This is a genomic window from uncultured Tateyamaria sp. (genome assembly GCF_947494755.1).
Lineage (GTDB): Bacteria > Pseudomonadota > Alphaproteobacteria > Rhodobacterales > Rhodobacteraceae > Tateyamaria.
This window is the reverse complement of record NZ_CANLVZ010000008.1, coordinates 74,362-96,246: the sequence shown is the minus strand read 5'-3', so window position 1 is coordinate 96,246 and position 21,885 is coordinate 74,362. Positions and strand designations below refer to the sequence as shown.

At 59.8% G+C, this 21,885-nt stretch carries 21 protein-coding genes; 14 read left to right on the top strand and 7 right to left on the bottom strand.

The window, feature by feature from the left end:
* The first annotated feature begins 36 nt into the window (after positions 1-36).
* The 5 genes from Q0908_RS11705 to Q0908_RS11685 all read left to right on the top strand — a co-directional run bounded on the left by Q0908_RS11705 (position 37) and on the right by Q0908_RS11685 (position 4,560).
* Complete coding sequence (locus Q0908_RS11705; RefSeq protein ID WP_299284222.1) at positions 37-1,971, top strand: ATP-binding protein; 1,935 nt, start codon at positions 37-39, stop codon at positions 1,969-1,971.
* 61 nt (positions 1,972-2,032) lie between these two features.
* Positions 2,033-2,302 (top strand): hypothetical protein, encoded by a 270-nt coding sequence (locus Q0908_RS11700; protein WP_299284219.1) that lies wholly within the window; start codon positions 2,033-2,035, stop codon positions 2,300-2,302.
* Complete coding sequence (locus Q0908_RS11695; RefSeq protein ID WP_299284216.1) at positions 2,299-3,633, top strand: DUF6638 family protein; 1,335 nt, start codon at positions 2,299-2,301, stop codon at positions 3,631-3,633. Before Q0908_RS11700 ends, Q0908_RS11695 begins: the two co-directional genes overlap by 4 nt.
* Positions 3,634-3,636: 3 nt before the next feature.
* Positions 3,637-3,900: a hypothetical protein gene (locus tag Q0908_RS11690; RefSeq protein WP_299284214.1), complete on the top strand. Its 264-nt coding sequence runs from the start codon at positions 3,637-3,639 to the stop codon at positions 3,898-3,900.
* Between the two features lie 12 nt (positions 3,901-3,912).
* Complete coding sequence (locus Q0908_RS11685; protein WP_299284211.1) at positions 3,913-4,560, top strand: DUF1523 family protein; 648 nt, start codon at positions 3,913-3,915, stop codon at positions 4,558-4,560.
* 35 nt (positions 4,561-4,595) lie between these two features.
* Here Q0908_RS11685 and Q0908_RS11680 read toward each other — a convergent pair whose 3' ends face one another.
* Positions 4,596-5,714, bottom strand: coding sequence for a class I SAM-dependent RNA methyltransferase (locus Q0908_RS11680; protein ID WP_299284208.1), 1,119 nt, complete (start codon positions 5,712-5,714; stop codon positions 4,596-4,598).
* 59 nt (positions 5,715-5,773) lie between these two features.
* Complete coding sequence (locus Q0908_RS11675; protein WP_299284205.1) at positions 5,774-7,351, bottom strand: DUF5928 domain-containing protein; 1,578 nt, start codon at positions 7,349-7,351, stop codon at positions 5,774-5,776.
* A gap of 141 nt (positions 7,352-7,492) precedes the next feature.
* Here Q0908_RS11675 and Q0908_RS11670 point away from each other — a divergent pair, with 141 nt between their 5' ends.
* Positions 7,493-8,311: a sulfotransferase family protein gene (locus Q0908_RS11670; RefSeq protein WP_299284203.1), complete on the top strand. Its 819-nt coding sequence runs from the start codon at positions 7,493-7,495 to the stop codon at positions 8,309-8,311.
* A 70-nt stretch (positions 8,312-8,381) separates the two neighbouring features.
* On the opposite strand, the gene Q0908_RS11665 is transcribed toward Q0908_RS11670, so the two are convergent.
* Complete coding sequence (locus Q0908_RS11665; RefSeq protein WP_366869079.1) at positions 8,382-9,065, bottom strand: SGNH/GDSL hydrolase family protein; 684 nt, start codon at positions 9,063-9,065, stop codon at positions 8,382-8,384.
* Between the two features lie 108 nt (positions 9,066-9,173).
* Between Q0908_RS11665 and smpB the strand changes: the two genes are divergently transcribed.
* The 3 genes from smpB to Q0908_RS11650 all read left to right on the top strand — a co-directional run bounded on the left by smpB (position 9,174) and on the right by Q0908_RS11650 (position 11,751).
* Positions 9,174-9,647 carry an SsrA-binding protein SmpB gene (gene smpB / locus Q0908_RS11660; RefSeq protein WP_299284200.1) on the top strand — a complete coding sequence of 158 codons (474 nt, stop codon included), beginning with the start codon at positions 9,174-9,176 and terminating at the stop codon, positions 9,645-9,647.
* Positions 9,648-9,715: 68 nt separating this feature from the next.
* Complete coding sequence (sseA, locus tag Q0908_RS11655; protein ID WP_299284197.1) at positions 9,716-10,570, top strand: 3-mercaptopyruvate sulfurtransferase; 855 nt, start codon at positions 9,716-9,718, stop codon at positions 10,568-10,570.
* Complete coding sequence (locus tag Q0908_RS11650) at positions 10,570-11,751, top strand: amino acid aminotransferase (RefSeq protein WP_299284194.1); 1,182 nt, start codon at positions 10,570-10,572, stop codon at positions 11,749-11,751. The genes sseA and Q0908_RS11650 overlap by 1 nt, the downstream gene beginning before the upstream one ends.
* 127 nt (positions 11,752-11,878) lie before the next feature.
* Here Q0908_RS11650 and Q0908_RS11645 read toward each other — a convergent pair whose 3' ends face one another.
* A complete protein-coding gene (locus tag Q0908_RS11645; RefSeq protein ID WP_299284191.1) occupies positions 11,879-13,216 on the bottom strand; it encodes an ammonium transporter in 1,338 nt (445 codons plus the stop codon).
* Positions 13,217-13,243: 27 nt separating this feature from the next.
* A complete protein-coding gene (locus tag Q0908_RS11640; protein ID WP_299151566.1) occupies positions 13,244-13,582 on the bottom strand; it encodes a P-II family nitrogen regulator in 339 nt (112 codons plus the stop codon).
* 252 nt (positions 13,583-13,834) lie between these two features.
* Between Q0908_RS11640 and Q0908_RS11635 the strand changes: the two genes are divergently transcribed.
* Positions 13,835-16,018, top strand: a complete 2,184-nt coding sequence (locus tag Q0908_RS11635) for a transglycosylase domain-containing protein (protein ID WP_299284187.1) — start codon at positions 13,835-13,837, stop codon at positions 16,016-16,018.
* Here Q0908_RS11635 and Q0908_RS11630 read toward each other — a convergent pair whose 3' ends face one another.
* Together Q0908_RS11630 and Q0908_RS11625 are read right to left on the bottom strand one after the other, a co-directional pair.
* Entirely contained in the window at positions 16,019-16,606 is a 588-nt protein-coding gene (locus tag Q0908_RS11630; RefSeq protein WP_299284184.1) for a phospholipid-binding protein MlaC, read from the bottom strand.
* A gap of 2 nt (positions 16,607-16,608) precedes the next feature.
* Complete coding sequence (locus Q0908_RS11625) at positions 16,609-17,376, bottom strand: VacJ family lipoprotein (protein WP_299284181.1); 768 nt, start codon at positions 17,374-17,376, stop codon at positions 16,609-16,611.
* A gap of 162 nt (positions 17,377-17,538) precedes the next feature.
* On the opposite strand from Q0908_RS11625, the gene Q0908_RS11620 reads away from it, so the two are divergent.
* From Q0908_RS11620 to Q0908_RS11605, 4 genes are all read left to right on the top strand, one after another.
* The gene (locus Q0908_RS11620) at positions 17,539-19,275 is read left to right on the top strand and encodes a type I secretion system permease/ATPase (RefSeq protein ID WP_299284476.1); all 1,737 of its coding nucleotides are present in this window, start codon (positions 17,539-17,541) and stop codon (positions 19,273-19,275) included.
* Positions 19,275-20,573 (top strand): HlyD family type I secretion periplasmic adaptor subunit, encoded by a 1,299-nt coding sequence (locus Q0908_RS11615; RefSeq protein WP_299284178.1) that lies wholly within the window; start codon positions 19,275-19,277, stop codon positions 20,571-20,573. The genes Q0908_RS11620 and Q0908_RS11615 overlap by 1 nt, the downstream gene beginning before the upstream one ends.
* A gap of 74 nt (positions 20,574-20,647) precedes the next feature.
* Complete coding sequence (locus Q0908_RS11610) at positions 20,648-21,106, top strand: RidA family protein (protein WP_299284175.1); 459 nt, start codon at positions 20,648-20,650, stop codon at positions 21,104-21,106.
* Positions 21,103-21,870, top strand: a complete 768-nt coding sequence (locus Q0908_RS11605) for a glycerophosphodiester phosphodiesterase family protein (RefSeq protein WP_299284172.1) — start codon at positions 21,103-21,105, stop codon at positions 21,868-21,870. Before Q0908_RS11610 ends, Q0908_RS11605 begins: the two co-directional genes overlap by 4 nt.
* Positions 21,871-21,885 lie beyond the last annotated feature (15 nt).

Here is a 21,885-nt window from a genome sequence, read left to right as displayed (position 1 = left end):
CGGGAGTATTTGAAGAACAATGAAAGAGGGACAGAGATGAGCCAGACGTCGGATCAGATGGAGTTGCGTGAGGCCGAGATTGTCGCGCATTACCCGGTGGCTCTGGCGCTGTTGCAGGGGTTTGACCACGCGCCGCGGATCGGCAAGGCCGAGGTTGCAGCAGCGCCCGAGCGGTCGTCCGGCATCGGAACCCGCCGTCGATTTCGCACGACCACCCCGGGCCTTGTGACCCGCCGGTCCGTGCCCACAGGTGCAGTGCAGTTGATGGCCACAATCGAAGGGGCGGATGATGACGATGCGCTGGTCTCACCGATGCAGGCGACGGTTTTGAATGCGCTGCGCCGGGCGGTGTCGATCGCGCTGGCTGTGGCCGAGAATTACGCGGCCGTGTCTGGGTTGGGGGACCTCAAGCGCGCCAATCTTGAGGGGGCTTTGCCCGCCGCGCGCAAGGCTGAGTTTGCCGAACTACTGGCGGCAGAGGCGTTGATCACCCTTTACGTTTTTGCCAATGCGACCGCGTACCTTCTGTCTGCGCATCAGTCGGAAACAGTCGTAGAGGTGGGCGAGGTCGAAGAGGTGTTGACCGACAATGGCCAAACCGCCCTGCATGGGGCCTTGTGGGAACTTGACCGCAACATTCAGACCTATGCGCCGGACGACGTGCATCTGGTGGCCTGTGTGGCTGCCTATGCCGAGGCGTTGATGGAAAAGGTTGCCTTGCGCGCGCAGAACGCCCCTCGGCTTGAGGCATTCCTGAATGCAAGCTGGCATGTCGAGGCGGATGATTTCACGGTTCAGGGGTTCTCGCCGGCGTCCAAGGCGAAGTCCTCCACCCTGACCATGACCTTCAAGAAGCCGCATGAGGTCGTGGGCAACCACATCGCCAAATATCAGGCCATGAAACTGGCCAAGATGTTGATGGCTTACGACTTTGATCGCCGTCTAAACCCGTTTGCAGAACTGGGCGGGTTTATCTTTACCTTCATGGGCGATGGCAAACCGGGCACGGGCAAGACGACGCTGATCCAGATGATGGCAGGGCTGCTGAATGATTATTGTCAGGTCGCAGGCTATCCGTTTCGCTATCAGAACCTCTCTACCGACAACATCGACAGCTATCAGGGCAAGTCGGGTCAGAACGCCAAGGCGTTCATCAACAATGTGCTTGATCCGTCCGTGATCGGCTTTGGCACCATCGACGATATCGACCAATTGGCGGGCAAGCGGGGCGACCGGCAATCCAGCGCCGGGCAACTCGAAATCACCGCCGTACTGATGGAAAGCTTTGCCGGGGCCAACACCGTCGTGCGCGGCAACTGCACCTTTGGCATGTTCTCGAACTACCCTGAGAATGTTGACGATGCGCTGCGCCAGCGGGCCGGGGCGCGGTTTCTGGTGGATGGGCCGCAGACGCGCGAGGACTACATCGACATCCTCTATCTGTTGATGGGCAAGAACCACGACATCCCGCTTGGCGCGCATGAGGTGTTTTCAGCGCAAGAAATCAAGAAAGCCGTCGCCGCCAGTTTCGAGTCTCATTCCCGCCCGCACGAACCGGGGTTGATGGAGGTGTTTGACCGGGTCGATGCGCAGGTGGGCGCGCTGGATACGATTGCGAAACTGGGCACTTACCTAAAGGCGATTCAGGAAGCGGATGACCGGTTCACGGGCCGTGCGATCAAGAATATCACCGATGCGGTCAAGGTCCGGGCGATGGATTTTGAGCTGCCCGATGAGTGGATGGAGGACCCCGAGTTGTTCCTGTTCCACGACTACGACACCAAGAAGTCGATGATTTCAGAGCTGCGCGTGCCCATCACGGTCGACATGGTGGTGCAGGAAATCAACCGCTACGCCGACAGCGAATTCCGCTATGCGGACAAGTCGGATGAGGTGGCCGTGGAGGCAATGGTGCGCGACTTCGGGCGGCAGGAAGCGGCGAAGAAACGGTGGTTGGAGAGTAAGACGTGAGCGCCGAGCCGCATGTCAACGAGCGGTATTTACCATGATGCTGGTGCTATGGATATCTGCTTTGGCGCTGGTGTTGGGTTGTGTATTGCCGTTGCACTGGGGCGTCCTTGGCTTTCTGAGCGGCGCGTTGGTTTTGTTCGTGGTGCAGGTCACGATCAATGCCGCGACAGGCTTTGCCGGGGAGTCGATTGAGGACTCTCTCTTGCTCTTTAACGGGTCGTGGGTGGCGTATATCGGGTTCAATTTACAGATCAGCTATCGGGCCTTCGCGGTTCCGGCGATTGCACTGGCCGCGGCACTGATTTTTAGGTTGGGCAGGGCCGCATCATGATCCGCCTCATCCAATCTGGTCTCATGTACGGCAACCTCTTCCATGTCGCCTCGCCCGCGCTGGTCGACCGCTATAACCGTGCGCTCAAGCATCTGACTGGGCAAACCACGACACTCACTGATTTCTACATCGACATCTCTGGCTTCTCGCCCGAGGTGGGCAATGACCTCAACGACCCGCTCTACCTCAACCACAATGGGGTCAATCGACAGTTCATCCTACTAAGCACGGAGCAGCGCAATTGCCCGTTGCTGGATGCCAAATTCTCGACCTCGCTGCCGATCCTGCAACGGTTTATTGCGGAAAACGAGGCGGCCTTGTTTGCGCTTACGGCCCGCGATGCAGTGGCCGGGGAGTTGATTAATTCGATCTATGATCTGAAGGACCCCAAGCGGCTGTTCGACATTCGCGCCATCACGGTCGAGGCGGATACGACCATGGGCACGGTGCGCAATGCGGCTGACCTTGCGGCCAAGGTCGACACGTTTCTGACCCAAGAGGATGCGTGGTTTGACGATGTTCTGATCGGCGAGATGATCACGCTTGCAGGCCAAACCGGGGATGTGACGCGCAATCCTGTGCAGTTGAAACCGCTGAAGGTCGAGCAGGGCAATTTCTGGACGGCGCATTTCGGTGGGCTTTATGTGTTCCAGTCGGTTGATCACCCGGCCACCATTGCAGTCGGGGATAAGCCTGACGATTTGCCCACCAAATACACGTTCGATCTGACCGAGCGGAACCGGATCGCCAAGTTCCTCGAGTTCAATGACCTGGTCGAACCTGTGGTCAAGGCGCGCGGCATCGACGGGGCCGCGATCCTGCGTCAGAAGATGGACTTCATCCTTGTTGCAGCCGTGACGGCAGCGGGCGTTGATCTGGCAGGCACCACGCGGCGCGATATGCGGATGTTGGCGCGGCGGCACTCGGATCTGTTGCCGGAGGCGTTTCATGGGTTGGCCGCACTGGTGAACTGGGCGGAGAACGGCGGGTCATGGCCGCGCATTTCGTCGGACCACCCGGCCTATTTCTACACATTGCGGGCGGCCGATACGCCGGATCATGCGCTGGTGAATATGTTGCTGTCGGAACTGTCGCCCCTTGATGTGCGCCAGCTGTTCATCTGTCACAAACAGGCATTTTACGCGGCCTATGCCACGTGGCCCGAGCGGCAGAAGGAATATGTCGCGCGCTATCTCGAAGCCGAGTACAAGGCCGACAAAGCGGGTGCGCGCGAAGCCCTGTTCGGCCACGACGCGCCCTTGACGGAACCGCAACCAAAACCCCGGGATCTGATCGAACGTGTCGGGCCGTGGGGCGCTGTGAGGAGGTAAGATATGGCTTTGATCCGATTGTTTTTTATCGCCTTTGTGGTGCTCAGCATCGTTTACCTCAGCCTGTCGCTGTATTCGCGAGCGCGGGCACGCGCCCGGTTGGAGGGCGAATGGGACGAAAGCGACAAGACCATGCCGCGCGATGCTTTCGTGCGCGAAGGTCTGCAGGACTACGACGGGTCGCTGCGTCGTAAACTGATCTGGGGGGTTTATATCGTGCCTATGGCGCTGGTGTGCCTTACCATCTATCTCGTGAACTTTGCCTGATTGGGGACCTTGATGCGCTATATCGGTTGGACTTTGCTGATCATTTTCTGGGTCGGGTTGGGGGCGTTCCTGCACTACACGCTGCCGCAACGCGACATCGTGCGCTTTGTGAACACCTATGAGGAACGCCAAGACCTGAGCGACTGGACCCGCATGTTCTGGTCGCGCCCGGATGAACAATCCGACACGCTGGTCAACCGAGACGTCCAGTTCCTGCAAGCGGTTCGGGCCAACGGCAAACCCATCGTCTATCGCAACGAAGACACGGGCTGGAGCTGGCCGCCCTATTTCAAATTCGACACGGCCAACCTCTATACGGAGGCCAACGATGCGATTTCGACCCGCGCGGCCCCGGAATGGTACGTCATCACCCATTACGGGTGGCGCAACGAATTCCTGACGGTGTTTCCCAATGCGATTTCGATCCGTGAGGTCGAAGGGCCTGATGCGTCCAAGGGTATCCCATGGGTGAACATCATTGTGCTGACCCTGCTGGCCGCCCTGTTCTATGGGATTTGGGTGCGCTGGCGTCGGTTCCGTCGCGCACGGATCGACCCAAAGATCGAGGAATTGCAGGACAGTTGGGAGGCCGCAGGAGACGCGGTTCAGGACCGGCGCGGTCGGTTCCGTCGCTGGTTGGGGACGTGGCAATCCAAGTGATTGACGGGGGCGGAGGACACCTCCGCCTTACGCTGTCAGGGCAGGGGATCGGTACGATACAGGCGGATCCGCAATCCGCCATGCGCGATTGTCGGACCGTCCGGCAAGAACGGCAGATCGGTCGCGTTCGCCAATCCGCCTTCGCTGGTCACAATGCCCACGCGCCAGCCGCTGAACCGTTCGCGCAAAACTTGCCCGAGCCGTCCGTAAACCGGATACAGCGCCTTCTTGTTGCCGATCCGCGCCCCATAGGGCGGGTTGACGATCACGATACCGCTTGGGCCCTCGGGTGGGGTGATCTCGCCGGCATTGGCGGTCTGGAACGTGGCCAGATCAGAGACCGCGGCCCGTTCAGCGTTGGAGGTGGCCATTCCAATGACCCCTTGATCGCGGTCTGATCCATAAAATTGCGCCTGTGGTGTGTTGCGCCGGGCATGGGTGCGCAGTGCCGCAAAGGCGGCGGGATCAAAGCCAGCGAACTGCTCAAACGCAAAGTGGCGCGCGCGGCCCGCCTGAAGGTTGGCTGCAATCTCTGCCGCTTCGATCACGAATGTGCCCGACCCACACATCGGGTCAAAGACCGGTTGCGAACCGTCAAAACCGCATTGGTGCAGGAACATCGCAGCCAGCGTTTCGCGCATGGGGGCCTTGCCCACCGCCGTTTTGTGCCCGCGCTTGTGCAACGGGTCGCCGGACGTATCCACGCTTAGGATCACGCGATTGTCGTCAATGCGGACCTTGAGCGTCACGGGCGCATCCGCTGCAACCTGCATACCGGCGCTTTCGATCAGAGCGGTCTCGATCCGTTTGGTCGCTGCACCTGCGTGGTAAATCTTGGATTTGCGAGAGGTTGCGACCTCGACCCGGATCGGGACATCTGCGCGCAGCACGTCGCCCCACGGAAACTTGCGGGCGCGTTTGTCGAGTTGGGCCAGATGAAAGGCCATGAATTCACCGATCCGCACAAGGATGCGGGTTGCGCCCCGCAGCTCGAGGTTGGCGCGCCAGAGCTCGGGCCAATCTCCCGCCAGTGTCACACCGCCCGGAGTGATGTTGCGGACATCAAAGCCCGCAGCACGGGCCTCGTCCGCCAGCGTGGCCTCAAGGCCGGGCAAAGTGATCGCAAACAGGGTGAGGGCGGGATCAGCAGACATGAGCGTCTGCATAAAGCGTCATGGGCCAGGGTTCGAGGGGTTTCTGAACCGGGTCGCGGTCAGTCTGAAAACAGATAATCGGCGGATGCAACTTCGCGCGCCTTGTCGTCGGACATGGTGAGAAAATTCGCGAGGGCTTTGGTGTTGTCCTCGATATCGGCGGTTTCGCGGATGCGGTCGAAGTGTTCGAAATCGGCATCACGGATCCGGTCGGATTCAAACACCATGTCGTTGCGGATCGTTGGCAACAGCCGCTCAAGCGTTTCTTGCGAGGTCTGTTCGCCCGCCAGACCGACGCGCATGGCGTGTCCCACAAGGTAGTCATCGCTAAAGTCGCACTGGATTTCGAGCATGCGTGTAATGGACCGGTCGCCTGCGAAATCCTGCAACAGATCGAGGTTGCTTGGGTCCATGCAGACGATCAGGCGGTCGGTTTCGTAATAGTCGAACAACATCCGCATCAAGGCCCGCCGGTGCCGCGTGCGTTTTTCGAGCGTCTTTTGAATGCCGCCCAGATCAGGCAGAGGGGTATGCTCTTCGTTAAAGACATATTCCATCGCGGGCACATTCGTGACCTGCCGGATCTGTTCGAGCAGGCGTTTTGCGACGTGCCATTTCTTGCAAATGATCACCAGCAACTCGCGATTTCGGCCCAAGGTGCTTTCGGTTTCCCAGAAACGCGTGGCAAAACGGCGCCCGATCCGACCCCGTCCGGTTAGAAACTTGAACAGGCTCGCCCCTTCGTTCGAAACCTGGAATTGGACATTCTCGGCCGCATAGAGCAGACCGAGGCGCCGCTTGAGGTCATGGCTTTCGGCACTGATCTTGCGGGCGAACAGAAAGTCCTGGCTGAGCAGCAGGTCATAGTGATCATCGTAGAACGTGACCGGCATCCCATAATCCGTGAACAGCAAAAAGGTCAGGGTGCGGGTGCGAATTTCGTCTTCGGGCACCACATGGCGCACGACGGTCTGAAAGAAAGTCTCATCCGGGATCCAGGTGCTGCGGAAAAACCGCATCACGTCGCGGCGCTGGCGGGTGAATTCCAGCACCCATTCGATGGTGCGTCGGCGCAGACACCACCACTGGCTGCCGATCTGGACCTGAATGTCCGCCGGGATGTCGCGGGTCAGGCCGAGGCGTCGTTGGGCGTTGAAGGCCGCGTAAAACCGGCGCTTTTGCGTGCGCTCGTTGAAGAAATGGCGATAGATCAGCCGCTCTTCCTTCATCCCGGTCTTGATCCAGTCGCTTTCGAAATAATCGAAGCTTTCGATAAAGTCGGCGTCGTTGTCGTCGAGGAAACGATGGGTGTATTCGGCAGACTTGATCGCCATGCAGTCGCCCGACAGCATGTAAAAATGGGTGGCGCGCGGGAACGCCTCAACTGCGCTTTCGACGGCATAAAGGGTGGCTTGCACGAGGCTCCACTCCCCCCAGCCACATCGGATACGACGGTGGGCAAAGGTGACGTTGGCGTTGTCTTTGAGAGCGGCGTGGATTTTGGCAAATTGGGCGCTGTCAGAGCGCGCGTCGAAGTGGATCGACATGTAATCGCCAGCTGTCGTCAATCGTTCCGCCTGTTTGATGATGGCGTCCGGGTCCTTGTGACACAGAAGTATGTAGGCGATTTTTGCCATTTTGGAAACTTAACTGCCTCTTTACCTGCTATTGTCTACGTAGATAAAGCTAAGGAGAGATTGAATAAACCTGATTTCTTTGGTTTTTTGAGAACAGTGAAAGTCACACAGGGATGTGACGGCGTAAAAGGGACGAGCAGTATGGGATTTCCCGGCACTTGGATGACGGAGAGCGAGAGCGTGGTGTACCGCGTGGTGCCCAAATGCGCCTGCTCGACCATCGGCCAGATCATGTATTATTCGGATCATGGTGAGTTCTTTGACGGTGATATTCACGACGCCAAGGGTGGCATGCACAAATGGGCGCTCGAGCAGAGTCAGCCGATCATTACCGAAAACGTAAAGGCCCATGAAAGCTACTCGTTCACCTGCGTGCGCAATCCTTACACGCGCATCCTCAGTTCCTTCTTCGACAAGATTTGCGGCATCCAGCGCAACGGCAAACGGTATCGGGGCAACCTCGTCCCGCTCTTGATCCAGAAATACGGGATCGAAGTGGGCGGGGACGATGGCAAGCAGGAATTCGATCAGGTCAAGTCCTTCCGCCGGTTCCTGCTGTTTGCCCGTGACACCATCCGCTGGCGTCGCCCAATGGAGCCTGACATTCACTGGTCGGCCATGTCCGGGCATGTGTCGACGTTCATTGTGAACGGTGGGCGCTATGACAAGATCATCTGGACCGAAAAGTTCAATGAGGGCATGGAGGATGTCATGTCCGCCATCGAGACGCCGCATAGCGTGAACATCGCCGACATTCCTCGTTTTAATGAAAGTGAGGGGCATGGTCCCAAGCGGGCTCATCCGGTCGAAGACTACTTTGACGATCTGTCGATGCATCTCGTCTATGAAATCTTCAAGCGCGATTTCGACCTATTCAAATATGACTTTGAAGACCCCAGCAACAAGATGCCAACCGGCGAGATTGATCTTGAGGAAGTGCACAAGAAACTCGGCGACTAAGGCAGCAAACCGCGCGGAGGACACCTCCGCCTTACGCGCCATCCGGTAAGGCGGAGGTGTCCTCCGCCCTCTACGTTGCCGCCTTGATCGCCGCTGCGATCCGCGCTGCGATTGCCGCACTGCCCTTGTGCGAAGGGTGGATCAGGTCCGGCCCGTGAAAACTGCGATCTCCGTTGGGCACAAGATCGGCCATCGACACAAACCAGATCCCCCCATCGCGGGCAGCCATGCGGGCCAGACGCGCCTCCAGCGCATCGCCGTAGGCTTTGCAGTGGTCAATCGAGGATGGCACACCCGGCGTGCGCAAATAGCCTGCGTAAACAACCTTCGCGCCTCCCGCCCGCGCGGTTGAGACCACATCAACAATCTCGCCCGTCTTTCCATCTGCCGAGATGAGCCGGTCAAGCTTGGCATTGCAGGCCCGGCACCCGCAGGTCAGCCACAGATCGTTGCCCCCGCCGTTCACGATCACCCAATCCCAATCGCTGGCCTGATATTGCCGCCCGATGCGCAGCCCAAGGCTCCCGCTGATCGGAAGGGCATACAGATATTGTGCGCCGGACACGGATCGATCGACCACCGGTTCGCCCAAGCGCGCCTCAAGCTGGTGAGCAACGGATTTACGCGATGCGCCGTGGATTGCGAACATGCTGTCACCCATCATCAGGACCCGGGCATTTGCATTTCTGGACACGCTTTCGGTGCATCCGGCCAAGACCAGAAGTGCCAATACACTCAACCAAATTCGCATCATGTCGTCCCTTTTCCTGTCGCGGCCCAGTATCGCGCCGATACTCCTGCGATTCGGTAAAACCGCCGCAGCCCTTGCGCGCCCCAGGTCCACCCCCTACATCCCATCCCCATGGCCCAAGGTAAATCAGATCCCAACTACAAGGTCGCCGCCGAAAACCGGCGCGCGCGCTTTGACTATGCGATCGAGGATGATCTGGAATGTGGGATTATCCTTGAAGGCTCGGAGGTCAAGTCCTTGCGCAAGGGTGGGGCGAATATCGCCGAAAGCTATGCCGCCGTCGAGGATGGCGAGCTTTGGCTCGTGAATTCCTATATCGCGCCTTACGAGCAGGCCAAGATGTTCAAACACGAAGAACGCCGCCGCCGCAAACTTCTGGTCAGCCGCAAAGAGCTTGCGAACTTGTGGAATGCGACCCAACGCAAGGGCATGACCCTCGTGCCGCTTGTCCTTTATTTCAACCACAAGGGGATGGCCAAAATCAAAATCGGTATCGCCAAGGGTAAGAAATTGCACGACAAGCGCGACACCTCCGCCAAGCGCGATTGGGGTCGTCAAAAGCAACGTCTGCTCAAACAGGGCTAAGCCCTTGCCTCAACGCGACTGCGGCGTTACCCAAGGGCGTTTTTGTACCGCCTGAAGGGACTGCCCCGATGTCCGATGATCCCAAAACTCTCGTGTCAACTGCCTGGCTTTCAGACCACCTCAAGGACCCCGATCTGCGGGTGCTGGATGCGTCGTGGTATCTGCCGGACGCCGGGCGCGATCCTCAGGCCGAATATCATACGGCCCACATCCCCGGCGCACGATTTTTTGACATTGATGAGATCAGCGATGCCCGCTCGGACCTGCCGCATATGGCCCCGCCGGTGGAAAAGTTCATGTCGCGGATGCGCAGCATGGGCGTGGGTGATGGGCACCAGATTGTCGTCTATGACGGGGCCGGATTGCTGAGCGCGCCGCGCGTGTGGTGGCTGTTCAAACTGATGGGCCATCGTGATGTGGCCGTGTTGGATGGTGGTTTTCTCAAGTGGCAGGCCGAAGGGCACCCGACCGAAGACCTCGCCCCCGTCGTCAAGGACCGCCACCTGACGGTGCGCTATCAGAACCAGCTTGTGCGCGATGTGACCCAAGTCAGCCAGGCCTCGAAACTGGGGACCACCCAGATTGTCGATGCCCGCGCCGCTGCTCGCTTCCGGGGCGACGCGCCAGAGCCGCGCGAAGGTTTGCGAGCCGGTCACATTCCCGGCGCGCGTAATGTCCCGTTCAACACGCTTTTGAACACGGATCAGACCATGAAGTCGCCCGATCAGCTTCGCGCCGTCTTTGAGGAGGCAGGCGTTGATCTGAGCGCACCCGTGATTACAAGCTGCGGGTCCGGGATCACAGCTGCCATCCTTGGCCTCGCCCTTGAACGGATCGGCCATGATCGCTGGTCGCTTTATGACGGCAGTTGGGCCGAATGGGGCATGTTCCCCACCGTGCCCGTCGCAACCGGAGACGCCTGATGTTTGAACACCTGAGTGCCCAGAAACCCGATGCCATCCTGCAATTGGTGCAGATGTACCGCGACGACCCGCGCGACCAAAAGGTCGATCTGGGTGTTGGGGTCTACAAGGACGCGACCGGCAACACGCCTGTGATGCGCGCAATAAAGGCCGCCGAACAACATTTGTGGCAGGCCGAAACCACCAAGACTTATGTAGGGCTTGCGGGCGATCCGGCGTTTTCGGACGCAATGATCAAGCTGGTCCTTGGCGACAGTATTGCGCGCGATAAAGTCGCCGCCGCAGCCACCCCCGGTGGGACAGGCGCGGTGCGACAAGCGTTTGAGTTGATACAGATGTCGAACCCGAATGCACGGGTGTTCGTGTCAAATCCCACATGGCCCAACCACCTGTCTATCCTCAGCTATCTGGGGATCGAGACGGTCCTTTATCGCTATTTCGATGATGCCACGCGCGGCGTTGATTTTGACGGTATGATCGAGGATCTGAAATCCACCAAACCCGGCGATGTCGTGTTGCTGCACGGGTGCTGTCACAACCCCACCGGCGCGAATCTGACGATGCCGCAATGGCACGAGGTGATCAAAACCCTGCAAGACACGGGCGCGACGCCCATGATCGACATCGCCTATCAAGGCTTTGGCGACGGCTTGGACGAAGACGCGGCAGCCACCCGCGCCGTTGCAGCGGTGGTGCCTGAATGTCTGATCGCAGCGAGCTGTTCCAAGAATTTCGGGATTTACCGCGAACGGACCGGCATCATGATGATGGTGGCAAATGGCACCGACAAGGGGATCGCCCAAGGTACGCTGGCCTTCCTCAACCGTCAGAACTTTTCGTTCCCGCCCGATCACGGGGCGCGTTTGGTGACGATGATCCTGAATGATGATGCGTTGCGCGCCGACTGGCAGGCCGAGTTGGAAGAGGTGCGGCTGTCGATGCTGTCCCTGCGCGAACAGCTTGCGCGCGAACTACAGCAGCGCGCCGGTTCCGACCGCTTCGGCTTTCTCGCGCAGCACCGTGGTATGTTCTCGCGCCTTGGCACCACGCCCGAGATGGTGAAAAAGATGCGCGAAGATCACGGGATCTACATGGTTGGGGATAGCCGTATGAACATCGCCGGTCTGAACGCACAGACCGTGCCGATCCTTGCGGACGCGATTGTGCAATCAGGCGTCTGACCCTTTCTTTGTTCCAGTAAATGCTCAAAAAGCCCGGCCTGCCATCTGCGCAGGCCGGGCTTTTCACATAAAAAGACCGGGCGCGAACGCCCGGTCAGGTTTGTCTCTAAGGTCGAGAGGAAGGAGCTCAGCCTTTGGAGAATTCAGGATAGGCTTCCATGCCCAGTTCCGACATGTCGAGGCCGTTGATCTCGTCCTCTTCGCTGACCCGGATGCCCATGGTCACCTTCAGGATGAACCAGATGATGCCCGAGGCCACGACGGTGAACACACCCACCACGAGGATCGAGTAAAGCTGGACGCCAAGCGACGCATCGCCATTGGTCAGAACGACCGCGATCGTGCCCCAGATGCCTGCGAACAGGTGAACCGGGATGGCACCGACCACATCGTCGATCTTCAGTTTGTCGAGGAATGGCACTGCGAAGACGACGATCACACCACCAACGGCACCGATCAGGGTCGCGGCCCCAAGGGAGGGCGTCAGCGGCTCGGCTGTGATCGACACGAGGCCCGCAAGCGCGCCGTTCAGCACCATCGTGAGGTCGGGCTTCTTGTAGAGGAGCTGTGTCAGGATCAGTGCCGCAATCGCACCACCGGCAGCGGCCGTGTTGGTGTTGGCAAAGATGCGCGACACGTCAGCCACATCACCCACGGTGCCCATCGCAAGCTGCGAACCACCGTTGAAGCCGAACCAACCCAGCCACAGGATGAATGTACCCAGTGTGGCCAGCGCCAGGTTCGAACCGGGCATCGGCACGACGCGGCCTTCCTTGTTGTACTTGCCGATACGGGGACCAAGGATCAACGCGCCCACAAGAGCCGCCCAGCCACCGACCGAGTGCACGACAGTCGAACCGGCGAAGTCGAGGAAGCCCATTTCGTCCAGGAAACCACCGCCCCATTTCCAGCTGGCTTGCAGCGGATAGATCACGGATGTGAGCACGATCACGAAGATCAGGAAGGGCCAGAGCTTGATCCGCTCGGCCACGGTGCCCGACACGATAGATGCCGTCGTCGCACAGAACATCAATTGAAAGAAGAAGTCCGAGCCGGTCGAGGCATAGCCATAGTCGTCAGCGGCGTCGGCTGTCACGCCGACCGCTTCCAGAACCCCGGGGCCCCAGACGCCTGACAGGACGCCTTCCATCATCCATGTGCCGAGCGGGTACATGAGGTTGTAGCCGATCAGGTAGTAAAAGATTGCCGCCAGCGAAAACAGCGCGATGTTCTTGGTCAGCTGCATCGTCACGTTCTTGCTGCGCACAAGGCCAGCCTCGAGCATGGCGAACCCGGCCGCCATCCAGAACACCAGAAAGCCGCCGATGAGGAACAGCAGCGAGTTGAAGATGAACACGCTGTCGGTCGAGGCGTTCACCCCGGGCGTCGGCCCGTCCTGAGCGAGCGCCAGCGTCGGCAAGGCGGTGAGGGCCGCGCCAACGAGGAGAGATTTCGTAAGTTTCATTGTCCGTTTTTCCCTTTGCTGGAGCGCTTAGATGGCGTCTTCGTTGGTTTCGCCGGTGCGGACGCGCACGGCCTGTTGCACATCAAGGACAAAGATCTTGCCGTCCCCGATTTTGCCCGTCTGGGCCGTTTTCGTGATGGTTTCGACGATCTGGTCGGCCATGCTTTCGGCAACCACGATCTCGATTTTGATCTTGGGTACGAAATTGACCGCGTATTCGGCACCGCGGTAGATTTCGGTGTGGCCCGATTGTGACCCGAACCCTTTGATTTCCGTGACCATCATGCCGCGCACACCGGCTTCGGTCAGCGCTTCGCGGACCTCTTCCAGTTTGAACGGTTTGATCGTTGCAATGATGAGTTTCACTCGTGTCCCCTTTTCGTAAGCAGGCTGCGCTGCAATATGGTCCGCAAAAGAGGGTATTGCGGCGGTCAGGCAAAGATTGGGTCGGTGAATATGGGCGCTGCGATCTGGTAGTGTGCGTAAAAAATGCGCAAATCCGCTTGATCGCCTAAAAATTAATCACTCAGGAATCGCTCAATGTTTGGATGCAGGACGTGGCAATGCGGCACAAACCCGATATGGTAGGCAAAACAAAAGGCCGGGCAGGGGTCAAACATGAGTGATTCAAGAAAAGGCAAACGGCCTTTGGTGGCGGATCGGCGCTATCCCAAAACCCGTGCCAAAACCACCGCGAAAAAGCCCGCGCCCAAGCGGCGCAAGGCGGCCAAGCCCAAGCGCTCGGGCAATATTCTGACGCGCGCGTTCCGGTGGGTGTTGCGCCTGATCTGGAAAGTCACGTGGCGTGTCACCTTTGTCGCCTGCACGGTTCTTGCCTTGGCGGTCGGGTACTTCTGGACAACGCTGCCGGATGTGGAGCGCCTGCTGGATGGTCGCGCGCGCGGCTCTGTGACCTTGATGGATCAGGACAATGCCGTCTTTGCATGGCGCGGCGATCAGTTTGGCGGCGCGGTGACGACCGAGACTGTTGCGCCGGGGCTGAAAAACGCCGTTGTCGCGACCGAGGACAAGCGGTTTTACCGACATTTTGGTCTCAGCCCGCGTGGCATCGCGAGTGCGGTGCGCATCAACCTTTCCGAAGGGCGCGGTGCGTTGCAGGGCCATGGCGGCTCCACGATCACACAACAGACGGCCAAGTTGCTGTGCCTTGGCGTGGAATATGACCCATCCGAGTGGAAGACTGAGGCGGCTTATGTCGCAGATTGTCGCCGCGGATCGCTGGCCCGCAAAGCCAAAGAGGCGATCTATGCGCTGGCGATGGAGGTCAAGTATTCCAAGGACGAAATCCTCTCTATCTATATGAACCGCGCTTACATGGGTGGTGGGGCCTATGGGGCCGAAGCCGCCTCGCAGCGCTATTTCGGCAAGCACGCCGCCGAGGTCACGCCCGCCGAAGGGGCGATGTTGGCCGGTTTGCTCACCGCGCCGTCGCGTCTTGCCCCCACATCCGATTTGCAACGCTCGCAAGATCGTGCGGCAACCGTGCTGCGGCTGATGGGTGAACAGGGGTATCTGTCAGGCGCCGAAGTGGCAAAGTGGCAGGCCAATCCAGCCGTGCTGTCTGCTGCTGCGCGGCGTCAGGCGGGGGGCTATTTCGCGGATTGGGTCATGTCGACCGGCCCCGAGTTCTTTACCCGCAACACCACCGAAGACGTGATCATTCGTACCACCCTTGATCAGCGCATTCAGCGCAGCGCCGAAGAGGCGTTGAAGTTCGTCTTTGAAAACAAGGTCCGTGAGGGGTCCAAGGCGCAGGCCGCCATTGTGGTGATGAGCGCCGATGGGGCCGTGCGTGCCATGGTCGGTGGGCGGGAAACCCGCGTGTCAGGCGTGTTCAACCGCGCCATTCAGGCCGAACGCCAGACCGGGTCCGCCTTCAAGCCCTTTGTATATGCGGCCGCGCTTGAGCTGGGATACTCGCCGTATGACACGGTGGATGATGCACCCCTGACCATCGACATCCCCGGCTCGGGCCCATGGTCGCCCAAGAACTACGACAACAAGTTCCGGGGTCGGGTGACACTGACAGAGTCGCTGGCGCAATCGTTGAACATTCCTACCGTTAAGGTCGCCGAAAGCGTCGGGCGCGACCTTGTGCGCCGGATCGCCAGCGATTTCGGGATTGAGAGTGATCTGGCCGCAGGGCCTGCGCTCGCGCTTGGCGCGTCTGAAAGCACATTGCTTGAGATGACCGGGGCCTATGCGGGCATTCTGAATGGTGGCTCGTCTGTCACACCCTACGGTCTGATCGACTTGCGCCTGCAGGGCGATGACCAGCCGCTGATGGGAACCGGGGGCGGCATCGGAGAGCGGGTTATTCAGGAAAATGCGGCTGCCGAGCTGATCTGGGTGATGGAAAAGGTTGTCAGCCAGGGCACTGGCGGGCGCGCTCAATTCGGCGGGCGCGAGATTGCAGGCAAGACCGGCACGACCCAGGCAGCGCGGGATGCCTGGTTCATCGGCTTTACGGCGGATTACGTCACCGGAGTCTGGATGGGCTATGACGACAACACGCCCCTCACGGGTGTGACCGGCGGTGGCCTTCCGACCGAGATTTGGAAGGAAACCATGGTGCGCGTGCATGAAGGGTTGCCGGTGCGCCCCTTGCCGATGCGCGCACCTGCGGGTGTTGCCCCGCAGCCTCAGCAACCAGCACCAAGGTCGCAGCAGCGCGATGTCCCCCGCTCGACCGAGGGGCTGATTCAGATGTTGTTGAACGACATTCTGGGCGGTGGCAGCGGATCCCGGACCAACGAAAATCGCTCCGGGTCTGATCGATAATCAGCCGAGTGCGCGCAAATCCGCGATCATCGCGTCGATGTCGCCGCCATTGCGGTCGATCAACGCGCCCACTTCTGTCCGTTCCGTCAGCAGCAGGTTCACCCCTTCGATGAACATGTTGAAAAACAGCTCTCTGCCCGAGCGGTCAGAGACATGGAATGTCACCGTGAACGGAGCCTCGCCGCGCAGGAAGGCCGTGGTTTCAACCTCGATCCAGTTCTTCACGGTTTTGGCCCCTTTGACCTCAAGCCGCCCGCCGATGAATTCACGGAACCGCTTGCCGTATTTGCGCGCGATGTATCCCTGAAAGGCGGTCGAAAACGCCCGCTTCTGGGCCGCTGTGGCACGCCGCCCATCCACGCCCATCGCATAGGCCGAGACATAGGAGGTATCGCTATAGCGGGCAAAGATCCCCTCGAAATCGCGGATCATCGCGGCCTCGCTCTTGCCAGAGGCGATCACCCGGTTGATCTCACCCACCAGCGCGTTGACAAGGTTGCCCGCCCCCGCTTCGGTCAAGGCTAATGCCGGGAGGGCAGACATGACCGCACTGGCACTGCTCAGTGCGAAAAAATGACGTCGTTGCATGGTCAAAACCCCTCTGTATCCAGTGCAAACGGGTCGATTTCCTGTGCTTGCACCGATTGGCCATCACCCAATTTGAACCTGCGATTCTGCAGATAGATCAGCCGTGCCTGCGCATAGCTGTCTGCACTGTCGTACAGGATCGAATCCACTGTATCTGAAAACCGCCCCCGCGTCCCAAGCCCGGCTGCGACACCGGCGATTGTGCCGTAATACGCTTCGGGGCTGTCGAGGATATAGGTCAGCGGGTTGGTGAACAAATCGACAAACTTGCCGGTCGCATTGCGGCTGGTCGAAGGGCCAAGCACGGGCAGCTCAAGATAGGCCCCTTCGCCCACACCCCACACAAACAACGTCTCGCCAAAGTCGGTGTCATGGGCGGGCAGTTTCAACTCGGTCGCGGCATCGAAAAAGCCCAAAAGGCCGATTGTGGAATTCGTCACAAAGCGTACGGTTGATACGCCCGCACCGCGCAAATCCCCCTGTAATAGCGAGTTTACCACGACCGAGGGCTCGCCCAGATTGGCGGCGAAATGGCCAATGCTGTCTTCGACTTCGTCCGGAAGTGCGGCGGAATATCCGATGGCGGCGGGCCGTACGATGTTGCGGTCAAGGTTCCGGTTGAACTGGTGAACGCGGCGGTTGCGGTCCTCATAGGGGTCATAGACGCCGTCGACCACGCCCGGCCCGCTGGTGGGGACAGCACAGGCCGCAACCGACAGGCCGACAACACACGAGATCGCCACACGGGACAGACGAGCAAATAGAGGCACTTAAAATCTCCGAAACCAATTCATGCTTTACCTAAACCGTCTGCGCGAAATGCCCAGAGAAACCGACATAGAATTCACAGTTGTGGCAGTTGCGCGACAGGCAGAATACGCGGTTGACCCGTGATGCCCAGCCAGACCGCCAGGCCACGCAAAAAGGTGCCGATGCAAAGCGATCCTAGACAAACAGGCCGGGCCGAACTGCGCGCCGCCAGAGCGGCAACTCGCAGACTTTACTGGGTTGTCGGTCTGTTCAGCCTGTTTGCAAACATGCTGATGCTGACCGGGCCTATCTATATGTTGCAGGTCTATGACCGCGTGTTGTCCAGCCGCAGCGAGGAGACGTTGATCGCGCTGTCACTACTGGTGGTGTTCTTGTACGGCGTCATGGGACTCCTCGATTTTGCCCGGGGCCGCATCATGGCCCGCGTGGGCGCGCGGTTTCAGGCAGATCTTGACCGACGGGTTTTTGACGCGGTTGTGCGCAAATCTGCCCTGTCCTCGGACATCCAGTCGCAATCTGGTCTGTCTGACCTGCAAGCTGTGCAGCGGTTTCTGACCTCGCCGGTTTTGTTGGCGCTGTTTGACCTGCCCTGGACACCGATTTTTGTCGCAGCGATTTTTATGTTTCATCCGATGTTGGGATGGCTGGCCGTGGCCGGGGGCGGGGCGTTGATCCTGATCGCTCTGGCCAACCAACTGCTGTCGCGCAGGCCACAGCAAACAGCCAATGATGCAGGCCATCGCGCCAACGCACTGGCGGATGAAATTCGCAACGAGGCTGAAATGGTACAGGCGATGGGGATGCGCGACGCGGCCTTTGATCGCTGGCAAAAGGCGCGTGGAGCTGCGCTTGAGGCTCAGATCGAGGCAACGGACGTCGGAGGCGGATTTTCCTCGCTGACCAAGACGCTGCGTCTGTTTTTGCAAAGTGCGATGTTGGGGCTTGGAGCCTTTCTTGTTTTGCGCAACGAGATGACGCCGGGTGCGATGATTGCGGGCTCAATCTTACTGGGCCGGGCGTTGGCCCCGATCGAAGCGATGTTGACGCAATGGCGCATCGCGCAGCGTGCCGCTCAAGGGTGGGGCGCGCTTGCTGATCTGCTTCAGGCGGTCCCTCCTGAGACGGCGCGCACGTCGCTGCCCAAACCGAAAGCCCATCTGAGCGTCAACGACATGAGCGTGGTGCCGCCGGGCGAACGGTTGCCTGCGCTCAAAGGGTTGAGCTTTGAGTTGCCAGCCGGGCAGGCGCTTGGGGTCATCGGGCCGTCAGGTGCAGGTAAATCCACGTTGGCGCGGTGCCTGACAGGGGTGTGGCGACCGGCAGCCGGGGCAATCCGGTTGGACGGTGCCGCACTGGATCACTATGGGCAGGATGTCTTGGGGCACCATATCGGGTATCTGCCGCAGCGGGTACGACTGTTCGAAGGGACCATCAGCGAAAACATCGCGCGACTGTCAGGCACCCCCGATCCGCAAAAGGTGGTCAAAGCGGCGCAAAAAGCGGATGCGCATAAGATGATCCTGGCGCTGCCGGATGGCTATGACACCCGGATTGCTGCCACATGCCAGCGCTTGTCTGGCGGTCAGATGCAACGCATCGGCCTTGCGCGCGCGCTTTATGATGATCCGGTGATCCTCGTGCTGGACGAGCCTAATTCCAACCTTGATACGCCCGGCACGCAGGCCTTGAACACTGCAATCCGGGGGGCAAAGGCCGATGGGCGGTCTGTCGTGATCATGGCGCATCGTCCGGCCGCCATTCAGGAATGCGATCTGCTGCTGGTGATCGAGAACGGGGTGCGATCCGCGTTCGGCCCGCGGGATCAGGTCCTGCGCTCCATGGTCAAAAACCATGCCGACATTGGTAGTGCGCCTGCTGATGCGCGCGGGGCTGCATGATGACAGGGCGTTGGTCTGCGCGGGGGCCGGTCTTGGCCGGAGTGGTCGGGTTGTTCGGGCTTTTGGGCGGCATGATCTTGTGGGCGACGACGACCCGGATCGCCGGTGCGATCATCGCGCCCGGGCATGTCGAAGTCGATCAAAACCGCCAGATCGTCCAGCACCCAACGGGCGGCGTTGTTTCCAAAATTCTAGTGAAAGAAGGAGACGTGGTGCAGGCTGACGATCTGCTGATCTGGTTGGATGACACGCATATGCGTACGTCGTTGGAGATCGTTGAAGGGCAGTTATACGAGTTCACCGCCAGACGTGCCCGGCTTGAGGCCGAACGCGACGGGCGCGATACGATCACCTTTGATCCGGGTTTGGTGCAGGCGCAAACCACGCGCCCCGAAGTGGCGGAATTGGTGACGGGGCAGCGCAATCTCTTCAATGCGCGGCGAGATTCGATTGCAAGCCAGGCCAGTCAGTTGGAACGGCGCAGCGCTCAGATCGAAAATCAGATTGTCGGGATCACTGCGCAGGAACAGGCCTTGGCGCGCCAGCGGGGCCTGATCCAATCCGAACTGGATGCCCAGCAAAGCCTGCTGGAACGGGGGCTGACCCAAACCTCGCGCGTGCTGGCGTTGCAGCGCGAATCCGCATCGTTGGATGGCCAGATCGGCGAATTAGCGGCCTCCAAGGCCGAGTCCGAACAGCGCCTGATCGAGATTGAGATCGAAGTGCTGCGGCTGACCACGGCGCGCCGTGAAGAGGCCATCACCCGTCTGCGTGATCTGCGTGCGCGCGAGATGGAACTGGTGCAGGAACAGCGCGCTCTGCTGAGTGATATTGAGCAGATGACCCTGCGCGCCCCAGTATCGGGCATCGTGTACAATATGCGCGTTCAGACCATGCGGTCGGTCGTGCGCGGTGCCGAACCCATCCTCTTTATCATTCCCCAGGACCGTCCGCTGGTGATCGCCGCCCGTGTTGATCCGGTGCATGTCGATCAAATCGTGTTGGGACAACAGGTGAACCTGCGCTTTTCCGCGTTGGATCAACGCACCACTCCAGAATTGGTGGGGCAGGTGGTGTTGGTGTCTGCGGATGTCTTTGATGATGAGGCAAGCGGCGCGCGGTTCTATCGGGTCGAAATTGCACTGAATCCGGGAGAGTTGGGTAAACTTGCGGAAGGGCAGGTTCTTATTCCCGGCATGCCGGTCGAGGCGTTCTTGCGCACGGCGGATCGATCGCCCATGGCGTATCTGATGCAGCCGATGGCGGATTATTTCAATCGGGCGTTTCGCGAATCCTGATCTTGACCCTTTTACCTTTGCGCGCTGCGGTCTAGCGTCGGGGCAAACGCATAGCCCACGAAAGGGATCGCCTCATGTCCATCGAAACCCGCCTCGCCGATCTTGGTGTCACACTGCCCGACGCGCCCGCACCCGCGGCCAACTATGTCCCCTTCGTCCAGATCGGCGATATCGTCTATGTGTCGGGCCAAATCTCGAACGGGCCAGAAGGGTTGGTGACCGGTAAATTGGGCGCGGATATGGATATTGAGGCGGGTGCCGCCGCCGCGCGCCTGTGCGCCATCAGCCTGCTGGCCCAAATCAAGGCAGCGTGCGGCGGGGATATCGACCGGCTGGTACGCGTCGTGAAACTGACGGGCTTTGTCAATTCCACCGCCGATTTCACCAATCAGCCCCAGGTGATCAATGGCGCGTCCGACTTTCTTGTCGAGGCTCTTGGGGACGCGGGCCGTCACAGCCGTTCGGCGGTGTCGGCGGCATCATTGCCCTTGGGTGTCGCGGTCGAGATCGAAGGCATCTTTCAGATCAAATGAGCCCGCGCCTGCCTGCCGACTTTCTGAACAGCCCGTTGGCGCATCGTGCCTTGCATGATGTGACGGACGGACGTCCCGAAAACAGCCGCGCTGCGATCCGTGCTGCGATCCGTCACGGGTATGGCATCGAAATCGACGTCCAGTTGAGTGCCGACGATCAGGCGATGGTGTTCCATGACTATGCGCTCGAACGGCTGGCGGACGGGTCGGGACCGGTTCGCGCGGTTGCCGCAAGCGCGCTGTCGCACGTGCCGCTTTTGGGCGGCGACGAAGGTATCCCGACGCTGGACGAGGTTCTGGAAATTGTTGCAGGTCGGGTGCCCCTGCTGATCGAGATCAAGGATCAGGACGGCGCGATGGGGTCCGATGTCGGCCCATTGGAGCTGGCAACCGCCCAAGCCATCACCAGCTATCAAGGCGCGGTTGCGGTAATGTCCTTCAATCCGCACGCGGTTGAGCGCATGGCGGAGTTGTGCCCTGACATTCCCCGCGGTCTGGTGACCAGCAGCTATGATCCCGAAAACTGGCCGCTGCCTGTCGCCATATGCGAGCATTTGCGACAGATCCCCGACTTTGATCGCGTGGGTGCCACATTCATCAGCCACGAGGCCGCAGATCTGAAGCGGCCGCGCGTGGCGGAGCTGAAAGCGGGTGGGGCGAACGTCTTGTGTTGGACCATCCGTTCGGCGCAACAAGAGGCAGAGGCCCGCCAGGTCGCTCAAAATGTGACCTTTGAGGGGTATCTGCCGCCGCCGCCAGGTTGAACCTGTCCGGATTCG